Annotated in this window: 25 protein-coding genes and 1 pseudogene; 22 read left to right on the top strand and 4 right to left on the bottom strand. The window is 66.3% G+C overall.

Features of this window, described 5'->3' with window-relative positions; all coding sequences use genetic code 11:
* Window positions 1-115: 115 nt before the first annotated feature.
* From CDN38_RS10330 to CDN38_RS10290, 9 genes are all read left to right on the top strand, one after another.
* Complete coding sequence (locus CDN38_RS10330; protein WP_075513267.1) at window positions 116-1,150, top strand: Ppx/GppA family phosphatase; 1,035 nt, start codon at window positions 116-118, stop codon at window positions 1,148-1,150.
* Window positions 1,147-2,181 carry an Rv0497 family membrane protein gene (locus CDN38_RS10325; protein ID WP_075513266.1) on the top strand — a complete coding sequence of 345 codons (1,035 nt, stop codon included), beginning with the start codon at window positions 1,147-1,149 and terminating at the stop codon, window positions 2,179-2,181. The genes CDN38_RS10330 and CDN38_RS10325 overlap by 4 nt, the downstream gene beginning before the upstream one ends.
* Before the next feature lie 15 nt (window positions 2,182-2,196).
* Window positions 2,197-3,039, top strand: coding sequence for a sugar phosphate isomerase/epimerase family protein (locus CDN38_RS10320; RefSeq protein WP_075513265.1), 843 nt, complete (start codon window positions 2,197-2,199; stop codon window positions 3,037-3,039).
* 10 nt (window positions 3,040-3,049) lie between these two features.
* Window positions 3,050-3,907, top strand: a complete 858-nt coding sequence (locus tag CDN38_RS10315; protein WP_075513314.1) for a thioesterase family protein — start codon at window positions 3,050-3,052, stop codon at window positions 3,905-3,907.
* A gap of 28 nt (window positions 3,908-3,935) precedes the next feature.
* Entirely contained in the window at window positions 3,936-4,808 is an 873-nt protein-coding gene (gene proC / locus CDN38_RS10310) for a pyrroline-5-carboxylate reductase (protein ID WP_180276316.1), read from the top strand.
* Window positions 4,809-4,948: 140 nt separating this feature from the next.
* Window positions 4,949-5,206 (top strand): helix-turn-helix domain-containing protein, encoded by a 258-nt coding sequence (locus CDN38_RS10305; RefSeq protein WP_023370446.1) that lies wholly within the window; start codon window positions 4,949-4,951, stop codon window positions 5,204-5,206.
* 182 nt (window positions 5,207-5,388) lie between these two features.
* Window positions 5,389-5,490, top strand: coding sequence for a 30S ribosomal protein bS22 (locus CDN38_RS10300; RefSeq protein ID WP_003402602.1), 102 nt, complete (start codon window positions 5,389-5,391; stop codon window positions 5,488-5,490).
* A gap of 78 nt (window positions 5,491-5,568) precedes the next feature.
* Window positions 5,569-6,705, top strand: a complete 1,137-nt coding sequence (locus CDN38_RS10295) for an SDR family oxidoreductase (RefSeq protein ID WP_075513262.1) — start codon at window positions 5,569-5,571, stop codon at window positions 6,703-6,705.
* Window positions 6,706-6,720: 15 nt separating this feature from the next.
* Window positions 6,721-7,797, top strand: a complete 1,077-nt coding sequence (locus CDN38_RS10290; RefSeq protein WP_075513261.1) for a lysophospholipid acyltransferase family protein — start codon at window positions 6,721-6,723, stop codon at window positions 7,795-7,797.
* 107 nt (window positions 7,798-7,904) lie between these two features.
* On the opposite strand, the gene cmaA2 is transcribed toward CDN38_RS10290, so the two are convergent.
* From cmaA2 to CDN38_RS10275, 3 genes are read right to left on the bottom strand one after another with little or no spacing between them, the layout of a single operon-like run.
* Entirely contained in the window at window positions 7,905-8,813 is a 909-nt protein-coding gene (cmaA2, locus tag CDN38_RS10285) for a cyclopropane mycolic acid synthase CmaA2 (RefSeq protein WP_075513260.1), read from the bottom strand.
* 33 nt (window positions 8,814-8,846) lie between these two features.
* The gene (locus tag CDN38_RS10280) at window positions 8,847-9,347 is read right to left on the bottom strand and encodes an FAS1-like dehydratase domain-containing protein (protein ID WP_075513259.1); all 501 of its coding nucleotides are present in this window, start codon (window positions 9,345-9,347) and stop codon (window positions 8,847-8,849) included.
* 45 nt (window positions 9,348-9,392) lie between these two features.
* Window positions 9,393-10,316, bottom strand: a complete 924-nt coding sequence (locus CDN38_RS10275) for an HAD family hydrolase (RefSeq protein WP_075513258.1) — start codon at window positions 10,314-10,316, stop codon at window positions 9,393-9,395.
* A gap of 168 nt (window positions 10,317-10,484) precedes the next feature.
* On the opposite strand from CDN38_RS10275, the gene CDN38_RS10265 reads away from it, so the two are divergent.
* The 12 genes and pseudogenes from CDN38_RS10265 (at window position 10,485) to CDN38_RS10210 (ending at window position 24,384) form a co-directional block, all read left to right on the top strand.
* The gene (locus tag CDN38_RS10265) at window positions 10,485-11,075 is read left to right on the top strand and encodes a (2Fe-2S)-binding protein (protein WP_180276315.1); all 591 of its coding nucleotides are present in this window, start codon (window positions 10,485-10,487) and stop codon (window positions 11,073-11,075) included.
* Between the two features lie 3 nt (window positions 11,076-11,078).
* The gene (locus tag CDN38_RS10260; protein WP_075513257.1) at window positions 11,079-12,056 is read left to right on the top strand and encodes an FAD binding domain-containing protein; all 978 of its coding nucleotides are present in this window, start codon (window positions 11,079-11,081) and stop codon (window positions 12,054-12,056) included.
* Window positions 12,053-14,230, top strand: coding sequence for a xanthine dehydrogenase family protein molybdopterin-binding subunit (locus tag CDN38_RS10255; RefSeq protein ID WP_099318939.1), 2,178 nt, complete (start codon window positions 12,053-12,055; stop codon window positions 14,228-14,230). The genes CDN38_RS10260 and CDN38_RS10255 overlap by 4 nt, the downstream gene beginning before the upstream one ends.
* A 259-nt stretch (window positions 14,231-14,489) precedes the next feature.
* The gene (locus CDN38_RS10250; RefSeq protein ID WP_023370465.1) at window positions 14,490-14,933 is read left to right on the top strand and encodes an MmpS family transport accessory protein; all 444 of its coding nucleotides are present in this window, start codon (window positions 14,490-14,492) and stop codon (window positions 14,931-14,933) included.
* Complete coding sequence (locus CDN38_RS10245; protein WP_023370467.1) at window positions 14,930-17,977, top strand: MMPL/RND family transporter; 3,048 nt, start codon at window positions 14,930-14,932, stop codon at window positions 17,975-17,977. Before CDN38_RS10250 ends, CDN38_RS10245 begins: the two co-directional genes overlap by 4 nt.
* Window positions 17,978-18,068: 91 nt before the next feature.
* A pseudogene (locus CDN38_RS10240) lies at window positions 18,069-18,406 on the top strand (glutaredoxin family protein).
* Between the two features lie 50 nt (window positions 18,407-18,456).
* Window positions 18,457-19,863, top strand: coding sequence for a glutamyl-tRNA reductase (locus tag CDN38_RS10235; protein WP_023370471.1), 1,407 nt, complete (start codon window positions 18,457-18,459; stop codon window positions 19,861-19,863).
* A 13-nt stretch (window positions 19,864-19,876) separates the two neighbouring features.
* Window positions 19,877-20,830 (top strand): hydroxymethylbilane synthase, encoded by a 954-nt coding sequence (hemC, locus tag CDN38_RS10230; protein ID WP_023370472.1) that lies wholly within the window; start codon window positions 19,877-19,879, stop codon window positions 20,828-20,830.
* A gap of 16 nt (window positions 20,831-20,846) precedes the next feature.
* Window positions 20,847-22,517, top strand: a complete 1,671-nt coding sequence (locus CDN38_RS10225; protein WP_099184991.1) for a bifunctional uroporphyrinogen-III C-methyltransferase/uroporphyrinogen-III synthase — start codon at window positions 20,847-20,849, stop codon at window positions 22,515-22,517.
* 55 nt (window positions 22,518-22,572) lie between these two features.
* Window positions 22,573-23,553 carry a porphobilinogen synthase gene (gene hemB, locus CDN38_RS10220; protein ID WP_082277393.1) on the top strand — a complete coding sequence of 327 codons (981 nt, stop codon included), beginning with the start codon at window positions 22,573-22,575 and terminating at the stop codon, window positions 23,551-23,553.
* Between the two features lie 16 nt (window positions 23,554-23,569).
* On the top strand, window positions 23,570-24,103 hold the full coding sequence (gene mce1N, locus CDN38_RS10215; protein ID WP_099318938.1) for a transport-regulating membrane protein Mce1N: 534 nt from the start codon (window positions 23,570-23,572) through the stop codon (window positions 24,101-24,103).
* The gene (locus CDN38_RS10210; protein ID WP_075513247.1) at window positions 24,100-24,384 is read left to right on the top strand and encodes a hypothetical protein; all 285 of its coding nucleotides are present in this window, start codon (window positions 24,100-24,102) and stop codon (window positions 24,382-24,384) included. Before mce1N ends, CDN38_RS10210 begins: the two co-directional genes overlap by 4 nt.
* Here CDN38_RS10210 and CDN38_RS10205 read toward each other — a convergent pair.
* On the bottom strand, window positions 24,381-24,830 hold the full coding sequence (locus tag CDN38_RS10205) for an STAS domain-containing protein (RefSeq protein WP_075513246.1): 450 nt from the start codon (window positions 24,828-24,830) through the stop codon (window positions 24,381-24,383). The genes CDN38_RS10210 and CDN38_RS10205 overlap by 4 nt on opposite strands.
* A 446-nt stretch (window positions 24,831-25,276) precedes the next feature.
* Here CDN38_RS10205 and CDN38_RS10200 point away from each other — a divergent pair, with 446 nt between their 5' ends.
* Window positions 25,277-26,494, top strand: a complete 1,218-nt coding sequence (locus CDN38_RS10200) for an acyltransferase family protein (RefSeq protein ID WP_438502291.1) — start codon at window positions 25,277-25,279, stop codon at window positions 26,492-26,494.

Raw genomic sequence — 26,494 nt, 5'->3', positions numbered from 1 at the left:
TTGCAACGTTAGTCGACGATCCCCGCTGTGTGGGCCGCCGCCACCGCGCGTCTGATAAGCGTTGTCGTCATCGGGTCGCTGAGCGACCCGCGTCGTCGCCCGCTAGTTTGATTCCGTGCGATTGGGCGTCCTGGACGTGGGCAGCAACACGGTCCATCTACTGGTAGTAGATGCTCACCGTGGTGGGCATCCGACGCCGATGAGTTCGACGAAGGCCACGCTGCGTCTGGCCGAAGCCACCGACAACTCGGGCAAGATCACCAGGCGCGGTGCCGACAAGCTGGTGTCGACCATCGACGAGTTCGCCAAGATCGCGGTGAGCTCCGGCTGTGCCGAGTTGATGGCCTTCGCCACCTCCGCCGTGCGGGAAGCCGAGAACTCCGAAGATGTGCTGGCCCGGGTAGGCAAGGAAACCGGTGTCGAGTTGCAGGTACTGGGCGGGGTCGACGAGTCCCGGCTGACCTTCCTGGCGGTGCGACGATGGTACGGCTGGAGTGCGGGGCGCATCGTCAACCTCGACATCGGCGGCGGTTCGCTGGAGTTGTCCAGCGGCGTGGACGAGGAGCCCGAGGTAGCGCTGTCGCTGCCGCTGGGCGCCGCCCGGTTGACCCGCGAATGGCTGCCCGACGATCCGCCCGGTCGGCGGCGGGTGGCGATGCTGCGCGACTGGCTCGACGCCGAACTCTCGGACGCCAGTGTGGCCGTTCTGGAGGCAGGCAGTCCTGACCTCGCGGTCGCCACCTCGAAGACGTTTCGTTCGCTGGCACGGCTGACCGGGGCGGCGCCGTCGGCCGCCGGACCGCGGGTGAAACGGATGCTGACGGCCAACGGCCTCAGACAACTCATATCTTTCATCTCTAGGATGACGACCGCTGACCGTGCAGAACTGGAAGGAGTCAGCGCCGAGCGCGCGCCGCAGATCGTAGCGGGGGCTCTGGTCGCGGAGGCAAGCATGCGAGCGCTGTCGATAGAAGCGGTGGATATCTGCCCGTGGGCGCTGCGGGAAGGTGTGATCTTGCGCCGACTCGACAGCGAGGCCGACGGGACCGCCTTCATGGAAACTTCGCCGGTGGCGACATCGGTGCGCGATGCTGGAGGTCAGGTAGTAGATCGGAATGCCGCTCCCCGATCGAGAGGCAACAAACCATGACTGGACCACATTCGGACACGGAGGACACCAAGCAGATCTCGGTCGCCGAACTACTGGCCAGAAACGGCACCATCGGCGCCCCTGCCGTGACCCGGCGCCGGCGCCGTCGGCGCGGCGATAGCGATTCGGTCACGGTGGCCGAGCTGACCGGCGAAATCCCGATCATTCGCGAAGACCGCCGCGACAAGGCCGAGACTCCCGCGCGCGCTGCCCCGTCCGAACCGCCGAGGCAGCCAGAGCCCGGCAAACCGCGAGTCGAGGTTGCCGAGCCCGCCCCGCCGTCGCCTCCACAACCGCAGCCGGTCGCCGCAGAACCGGCAACCGAGGAGCCGGCCAAGCCCAGGTACTGGTCCGAGCCCGAACCACGCTGGCCCAGATCCGAGCCGATCACCCGACGCAAGTCGGGCCCCGAGCGCAGCGAGTACCCGCGGCCCCTGCGTCACACCGAAGAAAGCGACATCTCGGAGCAGCAGTCCGGTGCCGAGCACATGAGTCCCGACCCGGTCGGGCACTACGTCGACACCTCGGTGGACGCGATAGACGTTGCGGTAGACGAGGCCGAACCGGTCGCCGACGAGACGGCTTACGTGCGTTCCTACCTGCACGATGTGGACGGCGCCGCGGAGCGGACCCTGTTTGGCGGACAGTCGCTGGCCGACGAGGTGGCCCGGCGGCGGGGCGGAGCGGCCCCGGCGGTGTTCGACGCCGAGCGCCTCGACAGCGACCGTGCCGACAAGACGGGTTCCGGCCGCGCCCCCGGCGCGCTGCTGGCCCTGTGGCGTGGCGCCGTGGTGGTGCTGCAGTCAATTCTGGCCGTCGTGTTCGGCGCCGGTCTGTTCATCGCCTTCGACCAGCTGTGGCGATGGAACAGCATCGTGGCATTGGTGCTCTCGGTCTTGGTGATCCTCGGCCTGGTGGTCGCGGTGCGAGTAGTCCGTAAGACCGAGGACATCGCCAGTACGTTGATCGCGGTTGCGGTCGGTGTGCTGATTACCTGGGGACCGTTGGTGCTATCCCTGCAAACAGGCTAGGCGCGCCGAGACACAGTGCGTCCAGCAATCAAAGTCGGCTTGTCGACGGCTTCGGTGTACCCGCTGCGGGCCGAAGCCGCATTCGAGTACGCGGCCCGACTCGGCTACGACGGAGTCGAGCTGATGGTATGGGGCGAGTCGGTCAGCCAGGACGTCGACGCGGTCAGGAGGCTGTCGCGACGCTACCGCGTGCCGGTGCTGTCCGTGCACGCTCCGTGCCTGCTGATCTCGCAACGGGTATGGGGCTCCAACCCGATTCCCAAGCTGGAGCGCAGCGTGCGGGCCGCCGAACGACTGGGCGCGCAGACGGTCGTGGTACACCCGCCGTTCCGGTGGCAACGGCGCTACGCCGAGGGGTTCGGTGAGCAGGTCGCTGCGCTGGAAGCGTCCAGCGACGTGATGGTCGCCGTCGAAAACATGTTTCCGTTCCGGGCGGACCGGCTCTTCGGGGCCGGCCAGTCACGGGAACGGATGCGCCGGCGCGGCGGTGGTCCGGGTCCGGCGATTTCGGCGTTCGCGCCGTCCTACGACCCGCTGGACGGCAATCACGCCCATTACACGCTGGACCTCTCGCATACCTCGACCGCGGGCACCGATGCGCTGGATATGGCCCGCCGGATGGGCCGGGGTCTGGTCCATCTGCACCTGTGCGACGGCAGCGGGCTGCCCGCCGACGAACACCTGGTGCCCGGCCACGGCACGCAGCCCACCGCCGAGGTGTGTCAGATGCTGGCGGGTGGAGACTTTACCGGCCATGTGGTGCTGGAGGTGTCCACCTCGTCGGCGCGTTCGGCGAGTGAGCGGGAAGCCATGCTGGTGGAGTCCTTGCAGTTCGCCCGGACCCATCTGCTGCGGTGACATGAACTTCTTGGGCGCGATGTTCACCACCGCGATGGAGCTGCGGCAGGTCGACGCCGCTGCCGGTGACGCGGTATTTCACGGCGAGCTGAACCGGCACTGGACGATCGGTCCCAAGGTGCATGGCGGCGCGATGATGGCGCTGTGCGCCAATGCCGCCCGGATGGCTTATGCGGCGGCGGCACCACACCCGGCACCACACCCGGCACTGCAACCGGTGGTCGTGTCGGCCAACTTCCTGTGGGCGCCGGATCCGGGTGCGATGCGACTGGTGACGTCGATCCGCAAGCGTGGCCGCCGGATCGGCGTGGTCGATGTCGAGCTGACCCAGGGTGGGCGCACCGCAGTGCACGCCGTCGTCACGCTGGGCGAACCCGAGCACCAGGGGTGTGGCGTGGCGACCCCGCTGCTGTCGGCCAACCCGGTCGTGGATCTGATGGCACCCGAACCTCCCGACGACGTCGCGCCGATCGGACCGGGCCACCCGCTGGCCGGACTGGTGCACCTGGGAGAAGGCTGCGACGTGCGGCCGCTGCTGTCGACGCTGCAGCCCAACGCCGACGGGCGGCCGCCGGTCATCCGGATGTGGGCGCGCCCGCGCGGGGTGGCTCCTGATCCGCTTTTCGCGCTCATGTGCGGGGATTTGTCGGCGCCGGTCACCTTTGCCGTGGACCGCACCGGCTGGGCGCCGACCGTCCAGCTCACCGCCTTCCTTCGGGCACTGCCCGCCGACGGCTGGCTGCGGATCATCGCCACCTGCATTGAGATCGGACACGACTGGTTCGACGAGGACCACATCGTCGTCGACAGCATGGGCCGCCTGGTGGTGCAAGCACGTCAATTGGCGATGGTCCCGGCCGCTCGCTAGCGGTCCGGGGTCTGCGATGCTGTGCGGCATGGCAAGAATCGCGATCATCGGTGGGGGCAGTATCGGGGAGGCGTTGCTGTCGGGTTTGCTGCGCGCGGGCCGGCAGGTCAAGGACCTGGTCGTGGCCGAACGGATTCCCGGGCGCGCCAAGTACCTGGCCAGCACCTACTCGGTACTGCTGACCTCGGTCAGCGATGCGATCGAGCACGCGACGTTTGTGGTCGTCGCGGTGAAACCGGCCGACGTCGAGACGGTGATGGGGGACTTGGCGGCGGCGGCCACGGCTGCCGGCAGCGACAGTGTCGAGCAGGTGTTCGTCACGGTCGCCGCTGGTGTCACCACCTCCTACTTCGAATCCAAGCTGCCGGCGGGCACGCCGGTGGTCCGGGCGATGCCGAACGCCGCCGCACTGGTGGGAGCCGGGGTCACCGCGCTGGCCAAGGGGCGGTTCGTCACCCCGCAACAGCTGGACGAAGTGTCCGCGCTCTTCGAAGCCGTCGGCGTCGTGCTGAACGTTCCGGAGCAGCAGTTGGACGCGGTGACCGCGTTGTCCGGCTCCGGGCCGGCGTATTTCTTCCTGCTGGTCGAGGCCCTGGTCGACGCCGGCGTCGCGGTGGGCTTGAGCCGTCAGGTGGCCACCGAGCTGACTGCGCAGACCCTGGCCGGGTCGACGGCGATGCTGCTGGAGCGGATGGAGCAAGAGCGTCCGGCCGCCGGTGAGCCGGCGGGTTTGCGGGTCGACACCACGGCGCTGCAACTGCGGGCGTCGGTCACCTCCCCCGGTGGGACGACGGCCGCCGCGCTGCGCGAGCTGGAGAAAGGCGGGTTTCGGGGGGTCGTCGACGCGGCCGTCCAGGCCGCCAAAAGCCGCTCTGAGCAGCTCAGAATTACATCGGAATAATTCGGGAATTTTGAACTGATTTCCTCTCACCAGTACCAATAACCCCACTAGTCCCGCTATTCTCCTCTTTGTATGCACGTGTGGGTGCCAGCGGAGGGGAAGCCGCTGGCATTGCGCGTGCCTGACATGATTGGGTTGCGATGACGTCAACGAACGGGCCATCAGCACGGGATTCCGCAGGAAAATCGGTGCGGGACAGCGGCACGGGGGAAGGCCAGCAGGCCGGCACTCAATTCCTCACGGTGGCCGAGGTCGCTTCGCTGATGCGGGTCTCGAAGATGACCGTGTACCGGCTGGTGCACAACGGCGAGCTGCCCGCGGTCCGGGTCGGGCGGTCATTCCGGGTGCATGCCAAGGCCGTCCACGACATGCTGCAGACCTCGTACTTCGCCGGCTAGCCGACGGCGCCGCAGGTCCGAGCGGGCCGACACGGGTCTGCCTCGGCAGGCCCGTGTCGGCCACCGATCGGCGCCGGTTTGGTGTTGGGTGCGGCGGGCTGGGTAAAGTGACTGGGTCCTTTGTAGTCATTGGTAGTCCCTTGTAGTCATCGACAAGCGGTCACGGTCAGGTAGCGGAGTCCATGGGTTCAGTAATCAAGAAGCGGCGCAAGCGCATGTCGAAGAAAAAGCACCGCAAGCTGCTGCGCCGCACCCGGGTACAGCGCAGGAAACTCGGCAAGTAAGCCCCGACCGGCCCCAGTTGACGCGTACCGTCACCGGCTTGTAACGCTGCTGTCTCTCGTCGCCGCTAGGCTGTCGGGGTGAACTCTTCGAGCGGCCAGGGGGGCGGCGCCGGAGGAATCGGCGGCCGCAATGACGACACCGTGCACTACCCCAAGGTGGTGCTGGTTACCGGTGCGTGCCGGTTTCTGGGCGGCTACCTGACCGCCCGGCTGGCGCAGAACCCGTTGATCAACTCGGTGATCGCGGTGGATGCGATCGCGCCCAGCAAGGACATGCTGCGCCGCATGGGCCGAGCCGAGTTCGTCCGCGCCGACATTCGAAATCCTTTCATTGCCAAGGTGATTCGAAACGGCGATGTCGACACTGTGGTGCACGCCGCGGCGGCTTCCTACGCGCCACGGTCCGGCGGAAGTGCGGCGTTGAAGGAAATCAACGTGATGGGCGCCATGCAACTGTTCGCGGCTTGCCAGAAGTCGCCCTCGGTTCGCCGCGTCGTGCTGAAGTCCACGTCCGAGGTTTACGGCTCGAGCCCACACGACCCGGTGGTGTTCACCGAGGACGGCACCAGCCGTCGACCCTTCCGCGAGGGTTTCGCCAAGGACAGTCTCGATATCGAAGGGTATGCGCGCGGGCTGGGCCGGCGTCGGCCCGATATCGCGGTGACCATCCTGCGGCTGGCCAACATGATCGGCCCCGCGATGGACACCACACTGTCGCGGTATCTTGCCGGGCCCTTCGTGCCCACGATGTTCGGCCGCGACGCACGACTGCAATTGCTGCACGAGCAGGATGCGCTGGGTGCCCTGGAGCGGGCTGCGATGGCCGGCAAAGCCGGCACCTTCAACATCGGTGCCGACGGCATCATCATGCTGTCGCAGGCGATCCGCCGGGCGGGCCGAATTCCGTTGCCCGTACCGGGATTTGGGGTGTGGGCGCTTGATTCGCTGAGACGGGCCAACGGATACACCGAGATCAACCGCGAGCAATTCGATTATTTGAGTTACGGCAGGGTGATGGACACCACCAGAATGCGTTCCGAACTTGGCTATCAGCCCAAGTGGACGACGGCCGAGGCTTTCGATGACTACGTTCGGGGCCGCGGCCTAACTCCCATTATCGATCCGCATCGGGTACGCTCCTGGGAGGGTCGCGCGATCACGTTAGCGCAACGGTGGGGAACCCGGAAGCCAATTCCATGGGTGGGGGTCAGGTAGATTTGGGTAGCTATCGTGGCGGGTGAGACCAGAGCGAATGTCATTCCACTGCACAGTAATCGGGGTCGGGTAGCGGCACGCCGCCGTGCCGGTCAACGCGCCGACGCGTCCCGTGAGCACCCGTCGTTGCTGTCCGATCCGAACGGCCGGGCATCGGCCGAACAGATCGCTGCAGTGGTCCGTGAAATCGACGAGCATCGGCGTGCCGCGGGTGCGACGGGCGTTGTCGGGTCGGGCGAAGCGCCCCTCAGCGATCTTGCGCAGCGTGTCGCCGCGGTCGCCGGATTCCTGCGGCAACGACTGACCGGTGATTACAGCGTCGACGAATTCGGATTCGACCCGCATTTCAATGACGCGATCGTTCGGCCTTTGCTGAGGTTTTTCTTCAGGTCGTGGTTCCGCGTGGAAGTCAGCGGAATCGAGAACCTTCCGAGCGAAGGCGCCGCGCTGTTGGTGGCCAACCATGCCGGAGTGTTGCCGTTCGACGGGTTGATGCTTTCGGTGGCGGTGCACGACGAACATCCCGCCCACCGGGATCTGCGGCTGCTTGCCGCCGACATGGTGTTCGACCTGCCCGTGGTGGGCGAGGCCGCCCGCAAGGCGGGGCACACCATGGCCTGCACCACCGACGCGCACCGACTGCTGGCCTCCGGTGAGCTCACGGCCGTGTTCCCCGAAGGTTACAAGGGCCTGGGTAAGCGCTTCGAGGACCGTTACCGGCTACAGAGATTCGGACGCGGCGGCTTCGTGTCGGCGGCGCTGCGTACCCAGGCGCCGATTGTGCCGTGCTCGATCATCGGGTCGGAGGAGATCTACCCGATGCTCACCGACGTCAAATTGCTGGCGCGGCTGTTCGGTTTGCCCTATTTCCCGGTCACTCCGCTGTTCCCGTTGGCCGGCCCCGCCGGGCTGGTGCCGCTGCCGTCGAAATGGCGCATCGCATTCGGGGAGCCGATCTCCACGGCCAACTACGCGACCACCGACGCCGAGGACCCGATGGTCACCTTCGAGTTGACCGATCAGGTGCGTGAAACCATTCAGCAGACGCTGTATCGGCTGTTGGCCGGGCGCCGCAACATTTTCCTGGGCTGACGTACTGGGCGCGGCCTGCTAGGCGTGCGCGAGCGTAACGCCGGGGCGAAAATCCGGGCCGGAATTCGCCGTGGCGTTACGCTCGCGACCGAAGCACAATGTGGGCGCTATTTCACCAATGTGAACTGGCAAACATCGGTGTAGTGGTCGCGGAACAGGTCCGAGCAGCCCCGCAGGTAGTGCAGGTAGATGTCGTAGGTCTCCTGCCCCTTCAGGGCGATCGCCGCATCCTTGTGCGCCTCGAGCGCATCCGCCCAGGCGTTCAGCGTCGGAACGTAGTTGGCGCCGATGCGGTGGTAGCGCTCGACCTTCCAGCCGGCGTTGGACGAGTAGTGATCGACCTGCGAGATCCGCGGCAACCGACCGCCCGGGAAGATCTCGGTCAAGATGAACTTGATGAAGCGCAGCAGGCTCATCGGCGACGTCAAGCCGAGCTCCTTGGCTTCGTCGGCATCGGGGATGATGATCGTGTGCAGCAACATCCGGCCGTCGTCGGGCGTCAAGTTGTAGTACTTCTTGAAGAAGGTGTCATAGCGTTCGAACCCGGCGTCGCCGGCGCCGTCGGCGAAGTGCTCGAATGCGCCGAGTGACACGATCCGGTCGACCGGCTCGTCGAATTCCTCCCAGCCCTGGATCCGCACCTCTTTGCGGCGGGGGCTGTCGATCTCTTCGAACTTCGCCACGTCGTGGGCGTACTGGTTCTCACTGAGCGTCAGGCCGATCACGTTGACGTCGTACTCCTGCACGGCGTGGCGCATGGTGGCGCCCCAGCCGCAGCCGATGTCGAGCAGCGTCATGCCGGGCTCGAGGTTCAGCTTGTCCAGGGCAAGTTTGCGTTTGGCGTACTGTGCCTCTTCCAGCGTCATGTTGGGGCGCTCTTCGAAGTACGCGCAGCTGTACGTCATCGACGGGTCAAGCCAAAGCTTGAAGAATTCGTTGGATTTGTCGTAGTGGGAACGGACTGCTTCGACCGGTGGCTTGAGCTGCGTGCCACCCGTTTCACCCTGAGACGTCATTGAACGGACCCTACCTTCTTGCTTTTACTTGTTTCAAATGGATGCAATTGCCGCCACGGTGGCATCGGCCTCAGCCTCGTGGTGCGCTGCTTCCCCCAACATGGTGACGACGCCGGTGGCGACCGGCTTGCCGTCGGCATCTGTGACTTCACTTCGAATCTCGGCGAGCACTGTGCCGTGTGACTCAATCACAGAGTCTAGGAAAGTATGAAAGAACAGTTTGTCGCCTGCCAGGATCGGCCGGTGGAACCGGAACTTCTGGTCGCGATGGAAGACCCGGGCGATGTTGATCGGAATGCTGAATTTGGTGAAGATCTCCATCTGCACGCGCCGCCCGGCGACCGCCAGGAAGGTGGGCGGGGCCACCAATGCGGGATAGCCCGCGTCGGCCGCGGCCGCCTCGTCGTAGTGCGCCGGATGCTCGTCGTTGACCGCGGCCGCGAACTCGCGGATCTTCTCCCGCCCGACTTCGAAATAGTCCGGGGCGCGGTAGTTCTTGCCGATGAGTCCTTCGGCTTCCTGGGGGACTGTCATGCCGCTGTGCTCTCTGCTCGAATGTGTGCTCAGCGGCGCAGCTTATCAGCGTGATTGGCGTCGGGACGCCAGAGCCGCCAACGCGCCGCCGGCCGCGCCCAGCGCCAAGGCCGACGGCACCCCGATCCGGGCGGCCTTGCGCGCAGTCCGGAAATCCCGAATTTCCCATCCCCGTTCGCGGGCCAGGCTGCGCAGCCGCGAATCCGGGTTGATGGCGACGGCGGTGCCCACCAGCGACAGCATCGGCACGTCGTTGTAGCTGTCGGAATAGGCGGTGCAGCGTTTGAGGTTGAGACCTTCCCGGATGGCCAGCGACCGCACCGCGTGAGCCTTGCCGGTGCCATGCAGGATGTCGCCGACCAGCCGGCCGGTGAATATCCCGTCGACGGACTCCGCGACCGTGCCCAGCGCGCCGGTCAGGCCGAGCCGGCGGGCGATCGTCGCCGCGAGCTCGTAGGGCGTCGCGGTGATCAGCCAAACCTGCTGACCGGCGTCGAGATGCATCTGGGTGAGCTCGCGGGTGCCCGGCCAAATCTTGTCGGCGATGAACTCGTCATAAATCTCCTCGCCCAGGTTCACCAGTTCGGCCACCGAACGGCCCTCGATGAAGGCCAGCGCCTTGCGCCGCCCGGCTGCGACGTCGTCGCTGTTCTCCACGCCGAGCAGCTGGAACTTGGCCTGCGCATAGACGAAGCCCAGTACATCGCGGTAGGTGAAGTAATGGCGGGCGGCCAGCCCCCGGCCGAAGTGCACCGCGGACGAGCCCTGGACCAGTGTGTTATCCACATCGAAGAACGCCGCTGCGGTCAGGTCGATCGGCGGCTGCGGACGATCCTCGGCGGCGGCAGCGGCGGTGGCGCGCAGGCCGTCGAGGGCGCGTTCGGCGCTGGCGTTTGCGGCCACCGACTCCAGGTCGGCGCCAGTGACGCGATTCGAGGTGCCCAGATCATCCAGATCAGTGGAACCCATCAGAAACCTCTCACAATCGCGGTACCCGGCCGGTGGGCGACACTTCGGCCAACATAAACCCTATCCGGCAAATGTGTTGGGGAGGTTTTCCAGGCTGGCGCGAGACGAATACGGGCCGGGATCCGAGTTTATCAACGATGTTGCGAGCTGCACTTCTACAGTGGATCCGTGGACGACCGACCTGGGTCCCGAGTCAATCGCCGGACGTTCGTGGGTGCCTCCGTCGCCGTGGGCGGGGTCGTCGCCGTCACTGCCGTTGCCGGATCTGAGCGAACTGTCCAGGACGAAATCCACACCGCTGTGGTGCGGGCCGTGATCAACGGCGAACCTCGAGAAATCGCCGTCGACACCCGCACGTCGCTGCTGGACATGCTGCGCGAGCGAGCGGGACTGCCCGGCACCAAGAAGGCCTGCGACCACGGCGCATGCGGTGCCTGCACGGTGCTGGTCGACGGTCGGCGGATCAACTCCTGCCTGACTCTGGCGGTCATGCACGAGGGTGCACAGATCACCACCATCGAGGGCTTGGCCGGTTCGGGCGGCCGACTCCATCCGCTGCAGCAAGCGTTCATCGACGAGGACGCATTCCAATGCGGCTATTGCACCGCCGGGCAAATCATGTCCGGCCTCGGTTGTATCGCCGAAGGGCACGCGGGTTCGCCCGCGGAGATACGAGAGTGGATGAGCGGCAACATCTGTCGTTGCGGTGCCTACACCAACATCGTGAACGCGGTCGCAGCTGTGGCACGAGACCGGTAGCACGTGTTCCCGTTCCGCTACCTCAAAGCGACCGACGAGCAGGCGGCGTTGCGGGCAGCGGCCGCCGGCGCCCGCTATATCGCCGGGGGCACCACGCTGGTCGACTTGATGAGGGAAACCGTCGAACGCCCCGATTCGCTGGTCGACATCAACGCGCTTCCGTACCGCTGGATCGACGTGCGGCCGGGAATGATCCGCGTCGGATCGCTGGTGCGGATGTCCGACCTTGCCGCTCATCCCGTCGTCCGGCAACAAGTCCCGGTGATCAGTCAGGCCCTCGAGCTCAGCGCCTCCGCTCAGCTGCGCAACATGGCATCGATCGGCGGCAATCTGCTGCAACGCCCGCGGTGCCTGTATTTCCGCGACGTGTCGGCCGCATGCAACCGACGTGCCCCGGGCACCGGCTGCTCGGCGATCGACGGATGTAACCGCTCCCAGGCAATCCTCGGTACCAGCCGGCACTGCAGCGCTACCCACCCTTCGGACCTCGCGGTCGCCCTGGTTGCGTTGGACGCCGTCGTCGTGAGTCGGGGGGCCGCCGGGCAGCGGCGATTTGCGTTGGCGGAGCTCTTCCGCCAGCCAGGTGACTCTCCGCACCGCGAGCACAACCTCGATCCGGGCGAGCTGATCGTCGGGATCGAGGTACCTCTCGGGCCGGAGGCCCGCCGGTCCGGATATCTCAAGGTGCGCGATCGCCAGTCATACCAATTCGCGCTGGCCTCGGCGGCCGTGGCACTCGACATCGTCGCCGGCACGATCCGCAGCGCGCGGGTCGCCGTTGGCGGGGTCGCCACCGTGCCGTGGCGGTTACCGGCCGTCGAAAGGGAGCTGCAGGGCCGCCCGATCGACGCGGGCCTGTTCCACCGCGCCGCCGAACTTTCGGTTGCCGGTGCCCAACCGTTGCGGGAGAACGGTTTCAAAGTCGAACTTCTCCAGCGCACTGTCGAAAAGCAATTGGCCACCGTGGCGGCAATGCCATGACCCACGCATTCACCGCCGCGCAGGTCGTCTCCGGCCAGCCGGTCAGCCGGGTGGACGGCCCGGTGAAGGTGACCGGTAAGGCCCGTTACGCCGCCGACAACCAGATTCCGGGATTGCTCTACGCCGCACTGGTCTGCAGCACGGTGGCGTGCGGCGAGATCAAGCGCGTGGACACCGGTCGCGCGTTGCGGCAGCCCGACGTGCTTGCCGTGCTGACCGACTTCACCGGGGTGAAACTGCCCTTCGACACCCGGCTGGTGTCCTTCTTCGGACAGCCGGTCGCCGTGGTGGTCGCGACCACGCTCGAGTCGGCGGTCCACGGGTCCGAACTGGTCGACGTCCGGTATTCGAGTCGGCCGCCGCTGACCGATATTGATGCGGCACAAGCGGACAGGCGACCCGGCCGGTTCATCCGCGACTATTCCCGCGGGTTCGCCGACCAGGCGATTCGCCGTACCTCGGTGATGACGGACCTGCGGTTCAGCATCGCGCGCAACCATCACAATCCCATGGAGATGCCTGCGACGATTGCCACCTGGGAGCGCGATCGGCTCACGGTATGGGACAAGGTGCAAGACATCAGCGCAGCCCAGAAGTTCTACGCCGACGCCTTCGGTCTACCCACCGATCATGTCCGGCTGATCTCGCCGTTCGTGGGCGGTTCGTTCGGTAGTGCCAGCCGGACCTGGCCGCATCAAGTGCTAACCGCTCTCGCGGCTCGGCGGATGCGACGACCCGTCATGCTGGTATTGACTCGCCGGCAGATGTACAGCGCAATCGGATACCGGCCCACCAGTCGGCAGCGTATGGCGATCGGGGCAGACGAATCCGGGCGCCTCAGGGCGATGATCCACGAAGGGCATACCGAGACGGCCAGGTACGGCGACTACGAGGACGGACTCGTCCGCAGTCCGCGGCTGCTCTACCGCGTCCCCGACATGCGTTCGACGTATCGCGTGGTGCCGTTGGATGTCGGCCTGCCGTGGTTCATGAGGGGCCCCGGCGCGGTCACCGGAGCGGTTGCGCTCGAGTGCGCCATGGACGATCTGGCGCACCGCCTGCGCATGGACCCGATCGAATTGCGGATGCGCAACGAACCCGATGTCGACCAGACCACCGGGATGCCGTTTTCCACCCGGCGGCTCACCGAGTGCCTGACCCGAGGCGCGACCAGGTTCGGATGGAACCGGCGCAATCCGGCACCCGCCGCCACCCGCGAGGGCGATCTCTTCGTCGGGATCGGGGTGGCCGCCGCCGCCTATTACACGTATCGCAGCCAATGCTCGGCAATCGCAAAGGTTTTCGCCGACGGCACCGCCGAAGTGCAATGCGGAACCAGCGACATGGGGCCCGGGACCTATACGTCGATGACGCAGGTCGCCGCAGATGCCCTCGGAATGCCGCTGAGCCGGGTGCGATTCGCGTTGGGTGATAGCAGTTTTCCGCCGGCACCGCCGCACTCGGCCTCCCGAACCATGGCCAGCGTGGGTTCTGCGGTGTACACCGCCGCGAACATGCTGCGCGACAAGTTCATTCGCACGGCGGTCACCGATCCGCGATCCCCGCTGAGCGGCCTGCGTCCGGAGGCCGTGGCGGTTGTCGACGGCCGCATGTTCGCCATGGCCTCCGGGCCCGGATCCGAGCCCGGAGAGTCGTATCAGGACTTGTTGCGCCGCCGCGGCTGGGCCGGTTTGGATTCACAACAGACCTGGACGCCCGACGACGCCGACCGCCGATACTCCACCTACAGCTACGGAGCCGTATTCGCCGAGGTCGTCGTCGACCGTTTGCTGCCGACCGTGCGGATCCGCCGCATGTATGCGTGCTACGACGCCGGCCGGGTGATCAATCCCAAACTCGCCCACAGTCAGGCGATTGGGGGCATGGTCGGCGGGATCGGGATGGCGCTGCTGGAGCGGACGGAGCTGGATTACCGCGACGGCCGGATAGTCAACGCGAACATGTCGGATTACCTGGTTCCGGTCAACGCCGACGTTCCCGAGCTGGACGCGACCTTTTTGCCGGCCGAGGACCCTATTGCCGACCCGATAGGCGTCAAGGGACTCGGCGAGTTGGTGATCGTCGGGGTACCCGCTGCGATCGCCAATGCGGTATTCAACGCCACCGGCAGACGCGTCACCGATTTGCCCATCACCCTGGAGAAGCTGCTGTGACCCGTCGGATCCGGCCGCCGCGCGGGGCGCCGGTAACGAGGTTTATCGGAAATCCGAAATGCATTCAGCAGGGCGGCGGGTAGCGTCTACGCTGCGAACGCAAACGAGACATCGGATTAGGCGCGCACGTTGGAGATTTCGGGAGGTTCAGATTCGCGCACTGGGCGCTCTCGACCACGCCCCTTGATCGGGGGCGAGCCAGGGGGGCGGCGCACCCGATCCAACACGCAATGTTGTGACCCGGTGGCGGAGCACGAGGGTGAGGATGAGTCCGGTTACCAGCGTTGTGAAACGAATGTGGCTGCTGCTGGCCGTTTCGGCGGTGGCGATTGTCGCAGCGCTGGGTATCTATCGTCTCCACCGCGTCTTTGGTGCCCATGAGCATCCTGCCGTGACGGCCAAGGCTGATATCGATGTTCCGCTGTTTAACCCGAAGCAAGTGATCTACGAAGTTTTCGGCCCCGCCTCGACCGCAAGGATCGCCTACCTGGACCCCGACGCCCGCGTGGTGCAGCTACCGGACGTGCCGCTGCCGTGGTCGCAGACGGTCAACACGACGTTGCCCGCGGTCAGTGTGAATCTGATGGCGCAGAGCGCCGCCGAGACCATCGGCTGCCGGATCATCGTGAACGGCACCGTCAAGGACGAAAGGTCGGTCACCAGACCCAAAGCCTTGACCTTTTGTCAGGTGACATCGGCATGAGCGAACCGGATGCCGCCGCTGCGCCAAAGCGTCCGCTTCTGCCGCGGCTGATCCACCGTTTTTCGGTGCTGATTTTGTTGGTGTGGCTGGGGCTCACCGCGATCGTCAATCTCGCCGTTCCGCAGCTGGAGGCGGTGGGTAAGGCCCGCTCGGTGTCGATGAGCCCCAGCGACGCGCCGTCGATCGAGGCGATCCGGCACGTGGGCCAGGTGTTCAAGGAGTTCGACTCCGATAATGCCGTGACCATCGTGCTGGAAAGCGATAAGCCACTGGGCGACGAGGCGCACCAATTTTATGGCGAGCTGATGAAAAGGCTTTCAGCTGACACCAGGCACGTCGCGCACATTCAGGACTTCTGGGGTGATCCGTTGACCGCCGGCGGATCACAGAGCGCGGACGACAAAGCCGCATATGTCGTGGTGTATCTCGTCGGCGACAACGAAACCGAAGCGTACGCGTCGGTGCATGCCGTGCGGCATATCGTGGACACCACATCGCCGCCGCGGGGGGTCAAGGCCTACGTCACCGGTCCGTCGGCACTCAACGCTGACCAGGCCGAGGCCGGGGACAAAAGCATCGCCAAGGTCACCGCGATCACCAGCCTGGTTATCGCGGTGATGCTGCTTTTCATTTACCGCTCCGTGGTGACCGCGTTTCTGGTCTTGATCATGGTCGGGATTGATCTGGGGGCGATCCGGGGAACCATTGCCTTTCTCGCCGATCGCAACGTGTTCAGTCTTTCCACCTTCGCGACCAATCTGCTGGTGCTGTTGGCCATTGCGGCGACCACGGACTATGCGATATTCATGCTCGGGCGTTACCACGAAGCGCGCAACGCCGGCGAGGATCGCGAGACCGCCTTTTACACGATGTTCCATGGGACTGCCCACGTGATCTTGGGCTCCGGATTGACCATTGCCGGCGCCATGTATTGCCTTAGCTTCGCCCGGCTTCCGTATTTCAATACACTCGGTCCGCCGTGCGCGATAGGCATGCTTGTCGCGGTCTTCGCAGCCCTCACGCTTGGGCCCGCGGTGCTGGCCATCGGCAGTTTCTTCAAGCTTTTCGACCCCAAGAGGAGATTGAACACCCGCCGGTGGCGGCGCGTGGGCACCGCAATCGTCCGTTGGCCGGGGCCGGTTCTAGCCGCGACCTGCGTGATCGCGTTTATCGGCCTGCTGGCGTTGCCCAGTTACAAGACGACATACGATCTGCGCAAATTCATGCCGGCCAGCATGCCGTCCAACGTCGGGGATGCGGCGGCGGGCCGGCATTTTTCGCGGGCCCGGTTGAACCCCGAGGTGCTGATGGTCGAGACCGACCACGATATGCGTAATCCGGTGGACATGCTGGTGTTGGACAAGATAGCCAAGAATATTTACCACAGTCGCGGTATCGAACAAGTCAAATCGATTACCCGGCCGTTGGGAACAACCATCAAGCACACGTCGATACCGTTCATCATCAGCATGCAGGGTGTCTCGAACACCGAAAACATGCAGTTCATGAAGGCCCGTATGGACGACATGCTGATACAGGTAAAGGCGATGGATGTATCCATCGCCACCATGCACACCATGTACGAACTCATGGGTGAAGTCATCGACAATACCGTCGACATGGATCACCTCACTCATGACCTGTCGAATATCACCAACACATTGCGGGATCACATCGCGGATTTCGAGGACTTCTTCCGGCCGATACGCAGCTACTTTTACTGGGACAAACACTGCTACGACATTCCCGTCTGCTGGTCGATCAGATCAATATTCGACATGATCGACAACGTCGACCAGATGAGCGAGAAACTCGAATATCTGGTCACGGACATGGATATTCTGGTGAAACTCCTGCCGCAAATGCGCGCCCAGATTCCACCGATGATCAACACGATGACGATCATGCGGGACATGCTGGTCGTCTGGCACGGGACGTTGCAGTCGTTCTACGACCAGTCCGATACGGGCAGCAAGGACCCCGGCGCAATGGGCCGGGTCTTTGACGCCGCCCAGATCGATGACTCCTTCTATCTGCCGCAGTCGGCCTTCAAGAATCCCGATTTCCAGCGCGGCCTGAAGATGTTCCTGTCGCCGGACGGCAAGGCGGCGCGCTTCATCATTGCCCTCGAAGGGGATCCCGCGACATCGGCCGGTATCGCCCGGGTCGAGCAGATCAAGGATGAGGCGCGGGAGGCCATCAAAGGCACTCCCCTACAGGGTGCCGCGATCTATCTGGGTGGCACCGCGGCGACGTTCCACGACATCCAAGAGGCCGCCACCTACGATCTGCTGATCGCCGGCGTGGCCGCGATCAGCCTGATCGTGATCATCATGATGCTCATTACCCGAAGTGTGGTCGCCGCGGCCGTCATCGTGGGGACCGTGCTGGTGTCTATGGGGTCCTCTTTCGGCTTGTCAGTGCTGGTGTGGGAGGACATCCTCGGCATCGAGTTGTACTGGCTGGTGTTGGCGATGTCGGTGATCCTGCTGCTGGCCGTGGGATCGGACTACAACCTGTTGCTGATCTCGCGGCTCAAGGAAGAGATCGGAGCCGGACTCAATACCGGGATCATCCGCGCGATGGCCGGCACCGGCGGAGTGGTGACGGCCGCGGGCATGGTGTTCGCCGTGACCATGTCCCTGTTCGTGTTCAGCGATCTGCGGATTATCGGCCAGATCGGCACCACCATCGGCCTGGGCCTGCTCTTCGACACGTTGATCGTGCGCTCGTTCATGACGCCGTCCATTGCCGCGTTGCTGGGGCGCTGGTTCTGGTGGCCGCAGCGGGTGCGGCCGCGCCCGGCGAGCCGGATGCTGCGGGCCTACGGACCTCGCCGGCTGGTTCGTGCCCTGCTGCTGTCGCCCAACGGCACATCGGCCACCGGGGACCGGCGCGATGGCGTCGGTCCCGGTGGAGCCCCATCAGCGATGTCGTCGCCCCACGAGACGGCATCCGGGTCGTTCGACCACGCCGACGATTCGGACCCCGCCGGCCGACGCCACTGGCAAGCCCGGGACACCGACCCCGAACCCGCGCCCTGACCGACCCCGCGCCCGGAAGGCGCGCTCCGCCGTGCCTCGAGAACCCGACGAGCCCGCATCCCGCGGCACCGGGAATGCCACACTGGTGCCCATGACGCCGTCAGCACCGCGGTCCGGGCGCCGGCAGGTGGAGCTGCTGACCCGCGACGGCTGCGCGATCTGCCTGCGGGTACACGCGCAGCTGGCCGAGCTGTCCCGGGAGCTGGGATTCGAGTTGGTCAGCACCGACGTCGACGCCGCTGCCGCGGCCGGTAATGCCGGCCTGCGGGCCGAGTTCGGCGACCGGCTGCCGGTGATCTTGCTCGATGGCCGCGAACATAGTTACTGGGAAGTCGACGAAGCCCGGCTGCGCGCTGACCTGGCCGGCTGAGAAGGCGCTGGCAGGTCGCTCAATTATTTGGTGGCCCACCTGACAAGCGTCTACCGTAGAAAGCAGTTCACTTCTCAACGCGCAAGGGAGCGGGCCAGGTGATGCTGCCGTGAGCATCCTGCTCTTCGGGGTTTCGCACCGCAGCGCGCCGGTTTCCGTTTTGGAACAACTCAGCATCGACGAATCCGAGCAAGTCAAGATCGTCGACAAGGTTTTGGAATCACCGCTGGTCACCGAGGCCATGGTGCTGTCGACGTGTAACCGCGTCGAGGTGTATGCGGTGGTGGAGGCGTTTCACGGCGGCCTGTCGGTGATCGGCCAGGTGCTTTCCGAACACTCCGGCATGTCGATGGGTGACCTGACCAGACACGCCTACGTCCGCTACAGCGAGGCCGCCGTCGAGCACCTGTTCGCGGTGGCCAGCGGTCTGGATTCGGCCGTGATCGGCGAGCAGCAGGTGCTGGGCCAGGTGCGCCGCTCGTATGCCGCCGCCGAGGCGAACCGCAGCGTCGGCCGGGTGTTGCACGAACTGGCCCAGCGGGCGCTGTCGGTGGGCAAACGGGTGCACTCCGAAACCGGAATCGACGCTGCCGGTGCTTCCGTGGTGTCAGTCGCCCTGGGCATCGCCGAACGGCACCTGGGCGGGCTGGAGGCCAAGACCGCCGTGGTGGTCGGCGCCGGGGCGATGGGTGCGCTGTCGTCCGCACACCTGACTCGGGCCGGTATCGGGCGGATCCGTGTGCTCAACCGCTCGTTGCCGCGGGCGCAGCGGCTGGCGGGCAAGGTCCGCGGAGCGGGCGTACCGGCCGAGGTGATGAGACTCGATCGCCTGGCCGAGGCGCTGTCCGATGCCGACGTGGTGGTCAGCTGCACCGGAGCGGTGAGTCCGGTGGTTTCGCTGGCCGACGTGCACCACGCGCTGGCTCAAGCCCGCCGAGACGAAGAGACGCAGCCGCTGGTCATCTGCGATCTGGGGATGCCCCGCGACGTCGATCCGGCGGTAGCCGGCCTGCCGGGCGTCTGGGTCGTCGACGTGGACCGCGTCCAACACGAGCCGTCGGCCCACGCCACGGCGGCCGACGTCGACGCCGCCCGCCACATCGTCGCCGCCGAAGTTGCCGCCTACCTGGTTGGGCAGCGGATGGCGGAGGTGACGCCGACGGTCACCGCGTTGCGCCAGCGCGCCGCCGAGGTGGTCGAGGCCGAGTTGCTGCGCCTGGAGAACCGGCTCCCCGGGCTGGAGCGCGCCGAGCGGGAAGAGGTGGCCCGCACGGTGCGGCGGGTGGTGGACAAATTGCTGCACGCGCCCACGGTGCGGATCAAGCAACTGGCCAGCGCTCCCGGCGGCGACAGCTACGCCGAGGCACTGCGCGAGCTTTTCGAACTCGATCAGACTGCCATAAACTCCGTAGCTGCCGTCGCCACCGCAGGCGAACTGCCGGCGGTGTCCAGCGGATTCGACGCGGGCATGCATCCCGGTGATCTGCCGCACGACCGGAACCCGTTTGGCGAGTAGCTGATTGTCACACGTGATCCGGATAGGTACCCGGGGCAGTTTGCTGGCCACCACCCAGGCCGCGACGGTCAGAGACGCGCTCATCGCCAACGGCCACCCGGCCGAGTTGGTGACCATCAGCACCGCCGGCGACCGGTCGTCAGCGCCGATCGAGACGCTCGGGGTGGGCGTCTTCACGACCGCGTTGCGTGAGGCCATCGAAGACGGTCGCGTCGACGCGGCCGTGCACTCGCACAAGGATTTGCCCACCGCCGAAGATCCGAGGTTCACGATCGCGGCGATACCGCCGCGCAACGATCCCCGCGATGCGGTGGTGGCCCGCGACGGGCTGGTGCTTGGGGAGTTGCCGGCCGGATCGCTGGTCGGCACCTCCTCCCCGCGGCGGGCCGCACAGCTTAGAGCATTGGGTCTCGGTTTGGAAATCCGCCCCCTAAGAGGCAACCTAGATACCAGGTTGAACAGGGTAAGCAGTGGTGATCTTGACGCCATCGTGGTGGCCCGGGCAGGTCTGGCCCGGCTGGGCCGCCTCGATGATGTCACCGAGACGTTGGAGCCCGTGCAGATGTTGCCAGCGCCGGCGCAAGGCGCGCTCGCCGTCGAATGCCGCGCAGCTGACCACCGGTTGGCGGCAGTGCTGGCGGAGCTGGACGATGCCGACACGCGAGCGGCGGTCACCGCGGAACGAGCCCTGCTGGCCGAACTGGAGGCCGGTTGCTCGGCACCGGTGGGCGCGATCGCCGAGGTGGTCGAGTCCATCGATGAGGAGGGGCGGGTCTTCGAAGAGCTGTCGCTGCGCGGCTGCGTGGCGGCGCTGGACGGATCCGACGTGATCCGCGCGTCCGGCGTCGGCACCTCCGGTCGGGCACGGGAGCTGGGGCTCTCGGTCGCCGCAGAGCTGTTCGAACTGGGTGCTCGAGAACTGATGTGGGGAGCGCGGCAAGACCCGCGCAAGGAAAAATTTGAGTGACGTGGGAGCGACAATGATGACGCGAGGGCGTAAGCCGACTCCGGGCCGCATCACTTTCGTGGGTTCTGGTCCCGGCGACCCGGGTCTGCTGACCACACGGGCTGCCGCGGTGTTGGCGAACGCCGCTCTGGTGTTCACCGACCCCGATGTACCCGAACCGGTGCTGGCGCTGATCGGCAAGGACCTGCCACCGGTATCCGGGCCGGCGCCGGCTGCCGCCCATGCGGGGGAGAACGTCGGCGTGGCTGCGGGAGAGTCCGCCCCGAGCGCCCCGGCGGTAGTCTCGAGCGGCCCCGACATCCGCCCGGCGCTGGGCGAACCCGCCGATGTGGCCAAGACGCTGACCGCCGAGGCCCGTTCGGGTGCCGACGTGGTGCGGCTGGTGGCCGGCGACCCGTTGTCGGTGGACGCGGTGATCACCGAGGTGAACGCCGTGGCACGCACCCACCTGCACTTCGAGGTCGTGCCCGGGCTGGCCGCCACCAGCGCGGTCCCGACCTATGCCGGGCTGCCGCTGGGCTCCTCGCACACGGTGGCCGACGTGCGCGGCGAACTCGATGACACCGACTGGGACGCGCTGGCCGCCGCCCCCGGACCGCTGATCCTGCAGGCGACCGCGTCGCATCTGGCCGACGCCGCACGCACCCTGCTCGACCACGAGCTGGCCGACACGACACCGTGCGTGGTCACCGCGCACGGCACCACCTGCCAGCAGCGCTCCGTCGAAACCACGCTGCAGGGACTGACCGATCCGGCCATCCTGGGCGGCGCCGACCCCGCTGGCCCGTTCGCCGGGCCGCTGGTGGTGACCATCGGCAAGACCGTGAGCAACCGGGGCAAGCTGAACTGGTGGGAGAGCCGGGCGCTGTACGGCTGGACGGTGCTGGTGCCCCGCACCAAGGACCAGGCCGGCGAGATGAGCGAGCGGTTGACGTCCTACGGGGCGCTGCCGGTCGAGGTGCCGACCATTGCCGTCGAACCGCCGCGCAGCCCCGCGCAGATGGAACGCGCCGTCAAGGGCCTGGTTGATGGCCGGTTCCAATGGGTGGTGTTCACCTCGACCAACGCGGTGCGGGCCGTCTGGGAGAAATTCGGCGAATTCGGTCTGGATGCGCGGGCGTTCTCCGGGGTCAAGATCGCTTGTGTCGGCGAGTCGACCGCCGACCGGGTTCGTGCCTTCGGGATCAGTCCCGAGCTGGTGCCGTCCGGCGAGCAGTCGTCGATGGGTCTGCTCGACGAATTCCCGCCGTATGACAGCATTTTCGACCCGGTCAACCGGGTCCTGCTGCCGCGCGCCGACATCGCCACCGAAACGCTGGCCGAGGGACTGCGCGAACGTGGCTGGGAAATCGAGGACGTCACCGCCTACCGGACCGTGCGGGCCGCGCCGCCGCCGGCGGCCACCCGCGAAATGATCAAGACGGGCGGTTTCGACGCGGTGTGCTTCACCTCGAGTTCCACCGTGCGCAACCTGGTCGGCATTGCCGGTAAGCCGCACGCGCGCACCATCATCGCCTGCATCGGCCCCAAGACGGCCGAGACCGCCGCCGAATTCGGGCTTCGGGTGGATGTTCAGCCGGAGACCGCCGCGGTGGGTCCGCTGGTCGACGCCCTGGCCGAACATGCCGCCCGATTGCGCGCCGAGGGCGCGCTGCCGCCGCCGCGCAAGAAGAGCCGCAGGCGCTAGTGGTCTCCGCGGTGATCGCAAGCGCGGCGGAGCCGGGCGCAGTGGGTCGCCGCGCATGAGCTCCCCGCGGCAGCGGCCACGCCGGCTCCGCTCAACCCCAGCGATGCGTCGTTTGGTGGCGCAAACCTCCTTGGAGCCAAGGCATTTGGTGCTACCGATGTTCGTCGCCGACGGTATATCGGAATCGCGACCCATCCCTTCAATGCCGGGCGTGGTGCAACACACCCGTGATTCGCTGCGCGGCGCCGCCGCCGACGCGGTCGCCGCCGGAGTGGGCGGGCTGATGCTGTTCGGCGTCCCCCGGGACCAGGCAAAGGACGCTATCGGTTCGGCCGGCACCGACCCGGACGGCATCCTCAATGTCGCGCTTCGGGACCTGGCCAAGGATCTCGGCAACGCGACGGTGTTGATGGCCGACACCTGCCTGGACGAGTTCACCGACCACGGGCACTGCGGTGTCCTCGACGAGCGCGGCCGGGTCGATAACGACGCCACCGTGGCTCGCTACGTGGAATTGGCTGTGGCACAAGCAGACTCGGGTGCCCACGTGGTGGGCCCGAGTGGGATGATGGACGGCCAGGTGGGCGCTATCCGCGACGGCCTGGACGCTGCCGGCTATACCGACGTGGTGATCCTGGCCTACGCCGCGAAGTTCGCCTCGGCGTTCTACGGCCCCTTCCGCGATGCGGTGGGCTGCAGCCTGTCCGGCGACCGGCGCAGCTACCAGCAGGAGCCGGGCAACGCGCGGGAGGCGCTGCGCGAAATCGACCTGGATTTGCAGGAGGGCGCCGACATCGTGATGGTCAAACCGGCGATGGGGTACCTGGACATCGTGTCTGCGGCGGCCGCCACTTCGCCGGTGCCGGTGGCCGCCTACCAGGTCTCGGGGGAGTACGCGATGATTTGCGCGGCCGCGGCTCACAACTGGATCGACGAACGGGCCGCCGCGCTGGAATCGTTGACCAGCATCCGGCGCGCCGGGGCCGATATCGTGCTCACCTACTGGGCCGCCCACGCGGCGGGTTGGCTTTCGTGACGGAGGCTTCCATGACATCAGCGGGGACACCAAATCCAAGCCGTTGTTCTACGAACCCGGTGCCAGCTGGTATTGGCTGTTGGCCGGCCCGGTCGCGGCGGTGTCGATGATGTTGATCGAAATGTCCGGCGGCGGCGGGGTTGGGCTGGTGACGCCGGCGATTTTCCTGGTGATGGTGTCGGCGTTCGTGGCGGTGCAAGTGAAGGCGGCGCGCATCCACACCTCCGTGGAGCTCACCGAAGACGCGTTGCGGCAGGGCACCGAGACCATCCTGGTGTCCGAGATCGTGAAGGTGTTTCCCGAGCCGGAGAATTCGGAGGCATCGGGCAAGCCGTTGGCCAAGTGGCAGTCGGCGCGGGCGCTCGGCGAACTGGTCGGGGTGCCGCGGGGCCGGGTGGGCATCGGTCTGAAGCTCACCGGGGGGCGCACCGCCCAGGCTTGGGCGCGTCGGCATCGTCACCTGCGGGCCGCGCTGACCCCACTGGTCACCGAGCGCGTCGAGCCTGTCCAGGCGGACGTCGACGACGACGACACCGGGCCGGCGCGATGACCGCCCGGCAACGGGCGTTGGCCGAGCTGGCCGGGGCGGTCGCCGCGGTGGTGGCCACCGCGGCAAGCTGGCTGCACACCCGCTCGACGGTGGCCGTCGGCCCGGTTGCAGACGGGGAACCGGTCACCGTGTCGGTGGTCTATCACCCGCAGCTGTTGGTGCTGACGTTGTTGCTGGCGACGGTCGCCGGAATTCTCGCGGTGGTGGGGACGGTCAGGTTGCGGCGCAGCGCCCGGCCAGCTCCGATCAAGGGCCCCGTCGACACCCCTGCCGGCGACTAAGCCGTCTTCTTGATCAGTGGCAGGACCAGCTGACGTCGGCTGACGATGACGTCGGCCAGGTCGCGAAGCGCCTCGTGGACGGAGCCGGTGAGCGGAAACGGTGCGTCGTCGCGGTCGTCGCCGACCAGCTGGCGGACGGCCGGGCTCGCGACCAGTGACCATTGCACACCGGCGGCATGGCAGTTCTCGTCGAGCATCTGCAACAGTGAGATGCCGGCCGCAGAGAAGTAGCTGACGCCGCTCAGGTCGACGACCACGGGGTGATCCCCGAGGATGAACCGCCGAAGGTACGTGCCGACGTCATCGACGTTGACGGCGTCGATGTCTCCCCGGATGGTCAGCACCGTGGCCAGGTGACGACAGTGCGCCCGAATCTGCGCGCCGGCGCAGTCGTAGAGCCAGTTTCCCTGTCGACCCGTCGGATCAGCGACGTCGGCGATAGTCATGAGCGGCCTCACTCCCCGTGGCAGTCTGGGCCCCAACGGTAACCCGCAAACATAAGGAGACCGAAAGCCGCGTCTAACTCTTTGCTAAGAGCGATTTTCGCGGTACTTGCCGAGCCTCCAGCAACGTCGCTCGCGGCTGGCGGCGGTATCCCACGGCAACCTCCCAGGATGCGCCGCGTGCCGTCGGGACCGTCTCGCTGTTAGGCTGCGATGGCTGCCCATCGCCAGTCGGCGGGCTGGGCAATAGGTGGGTCGCCCGCCCAGCCGAAGCAGCAGGCGTACGCCCGACGACAATGCGCGCCTGGTAGCGAGCTGGGGCACCGGCACCGGCCGCCCGTCGTGAGCTTGCGGGCCGGGAGTCGGGCAATCGGATGACGAAACAGCAGAGTCCAGACGGAAAGAGCGTCGTGCGCACCGGAGACATCACCGCAGACATCAGGGGTGAGATCCGCGGGGAGATCAAGTCGCTGACCGGACTTCGCATCATCGCCGCGGTGTGGGTCGTGCTGTTTCACTTCCGGCCGATGCTGGGCGATGCGTCGCCGGATTTCCATGATGCGCTCGCGCCGGTGCTCAACTGCGGTGCGCAGCGCGTCGACCTGTTCTTCATTCTCAGTGGTTTTGTGCTGACCTGGAACTACATCGACCGCATGGGTCGGTCCTGGTCGACCCGGGCCACCGTGCATTTCCTGTGGTTGCGGCTGGCCCGGGTGTGGCCGGTCTACCTGGTCACCTTGCACCTGGCCGCACTGCTGGTGATCTTGAGCCTGCACGTGGGGCATGTGCCGCTACCGGAAGTCAGAGATCTCACCGCCATCAGCTATGTGCGGCAGATCCTGTTGGTGCAGTTGTGGTTTCAGCCGTTCTTCGACGGGTCCAGTTGGGACGGTCCGGCCTGGTCGATCAGCGCCGAATGGCTGGCCTACCTGCTGTTCGGTCTGCTCATCCTGGTGATCTTGCGGATGGAGCGCGCTACCCGCGCCCGCAGCCTGATGTTGCTGGCGTTCGCCGCGTCGTTGCCGCCGGTGCTGCTGTTGCTGGCCAGCGGCCAGTTCTACACGCCGTGGAGTTGGCTGCCGCGCATCGTCACACAGTTCATCGCGGGCGCGCTGGCCTGCGCCGCGGTGCGCCGGTTGCGGCTGTCCGATCGTGCTCGCCGGGTGGCCGGATACCTTTCGCTGCTGCTGATTGCGGTCATGGTGGCCGTCATGTACTGGCTGGACGCGCATCCCATCACCGGAGTCGTGGACAGCGGCGGCGTGGTCGACGTGCTGTTTGTCCCGCTGGTGATCACGCTGGCGGTCGGCCTGGGCAGCCTGCCGGGACTGCTGTCGACGCGACTGATGGTTTATGGCGGGCAAATCTCATTTTGCCTGTACATGGTGCATGAGCTGGTGCACACCGGGTGGGGTTGGGCCGTTCTTCAATTCGATCTGACGCCGCAGGACAACCCGTGGAAATGGAACATCATCGGCCTGCTCGCGATCGCCGTGGGTGCCTCGATCTTGCTGTATCACTTCGTCGAGGAGCCCGCGCGCTGCTGGATGCGCAGGATGGTAGATGTAAGGGCAGTGCCCCGGAAAAGCGAATCCGCTGAGTCGGCAAGCGCCACGCTTCATCCGATCGACGGTGCGCGGGAAGCGGTTTCGGCCCGCGCGGTGTGA

It is taken from the genome of Mycobacterium ostraviense (assembly GCF_002705925.1).
GTDB classification, from domain to species: domain Bacteria; phylum Actinomycetota; class Actinomycetes; order Mycobacteriales; family Mycobacteriaceae; genus Mycobacterium; species Mycobacterium ostraviense.
Note: the sequence above shows the minus strand (reverse complement) of the source record. Positions and strands in the feature narration are given on the sequence as shown.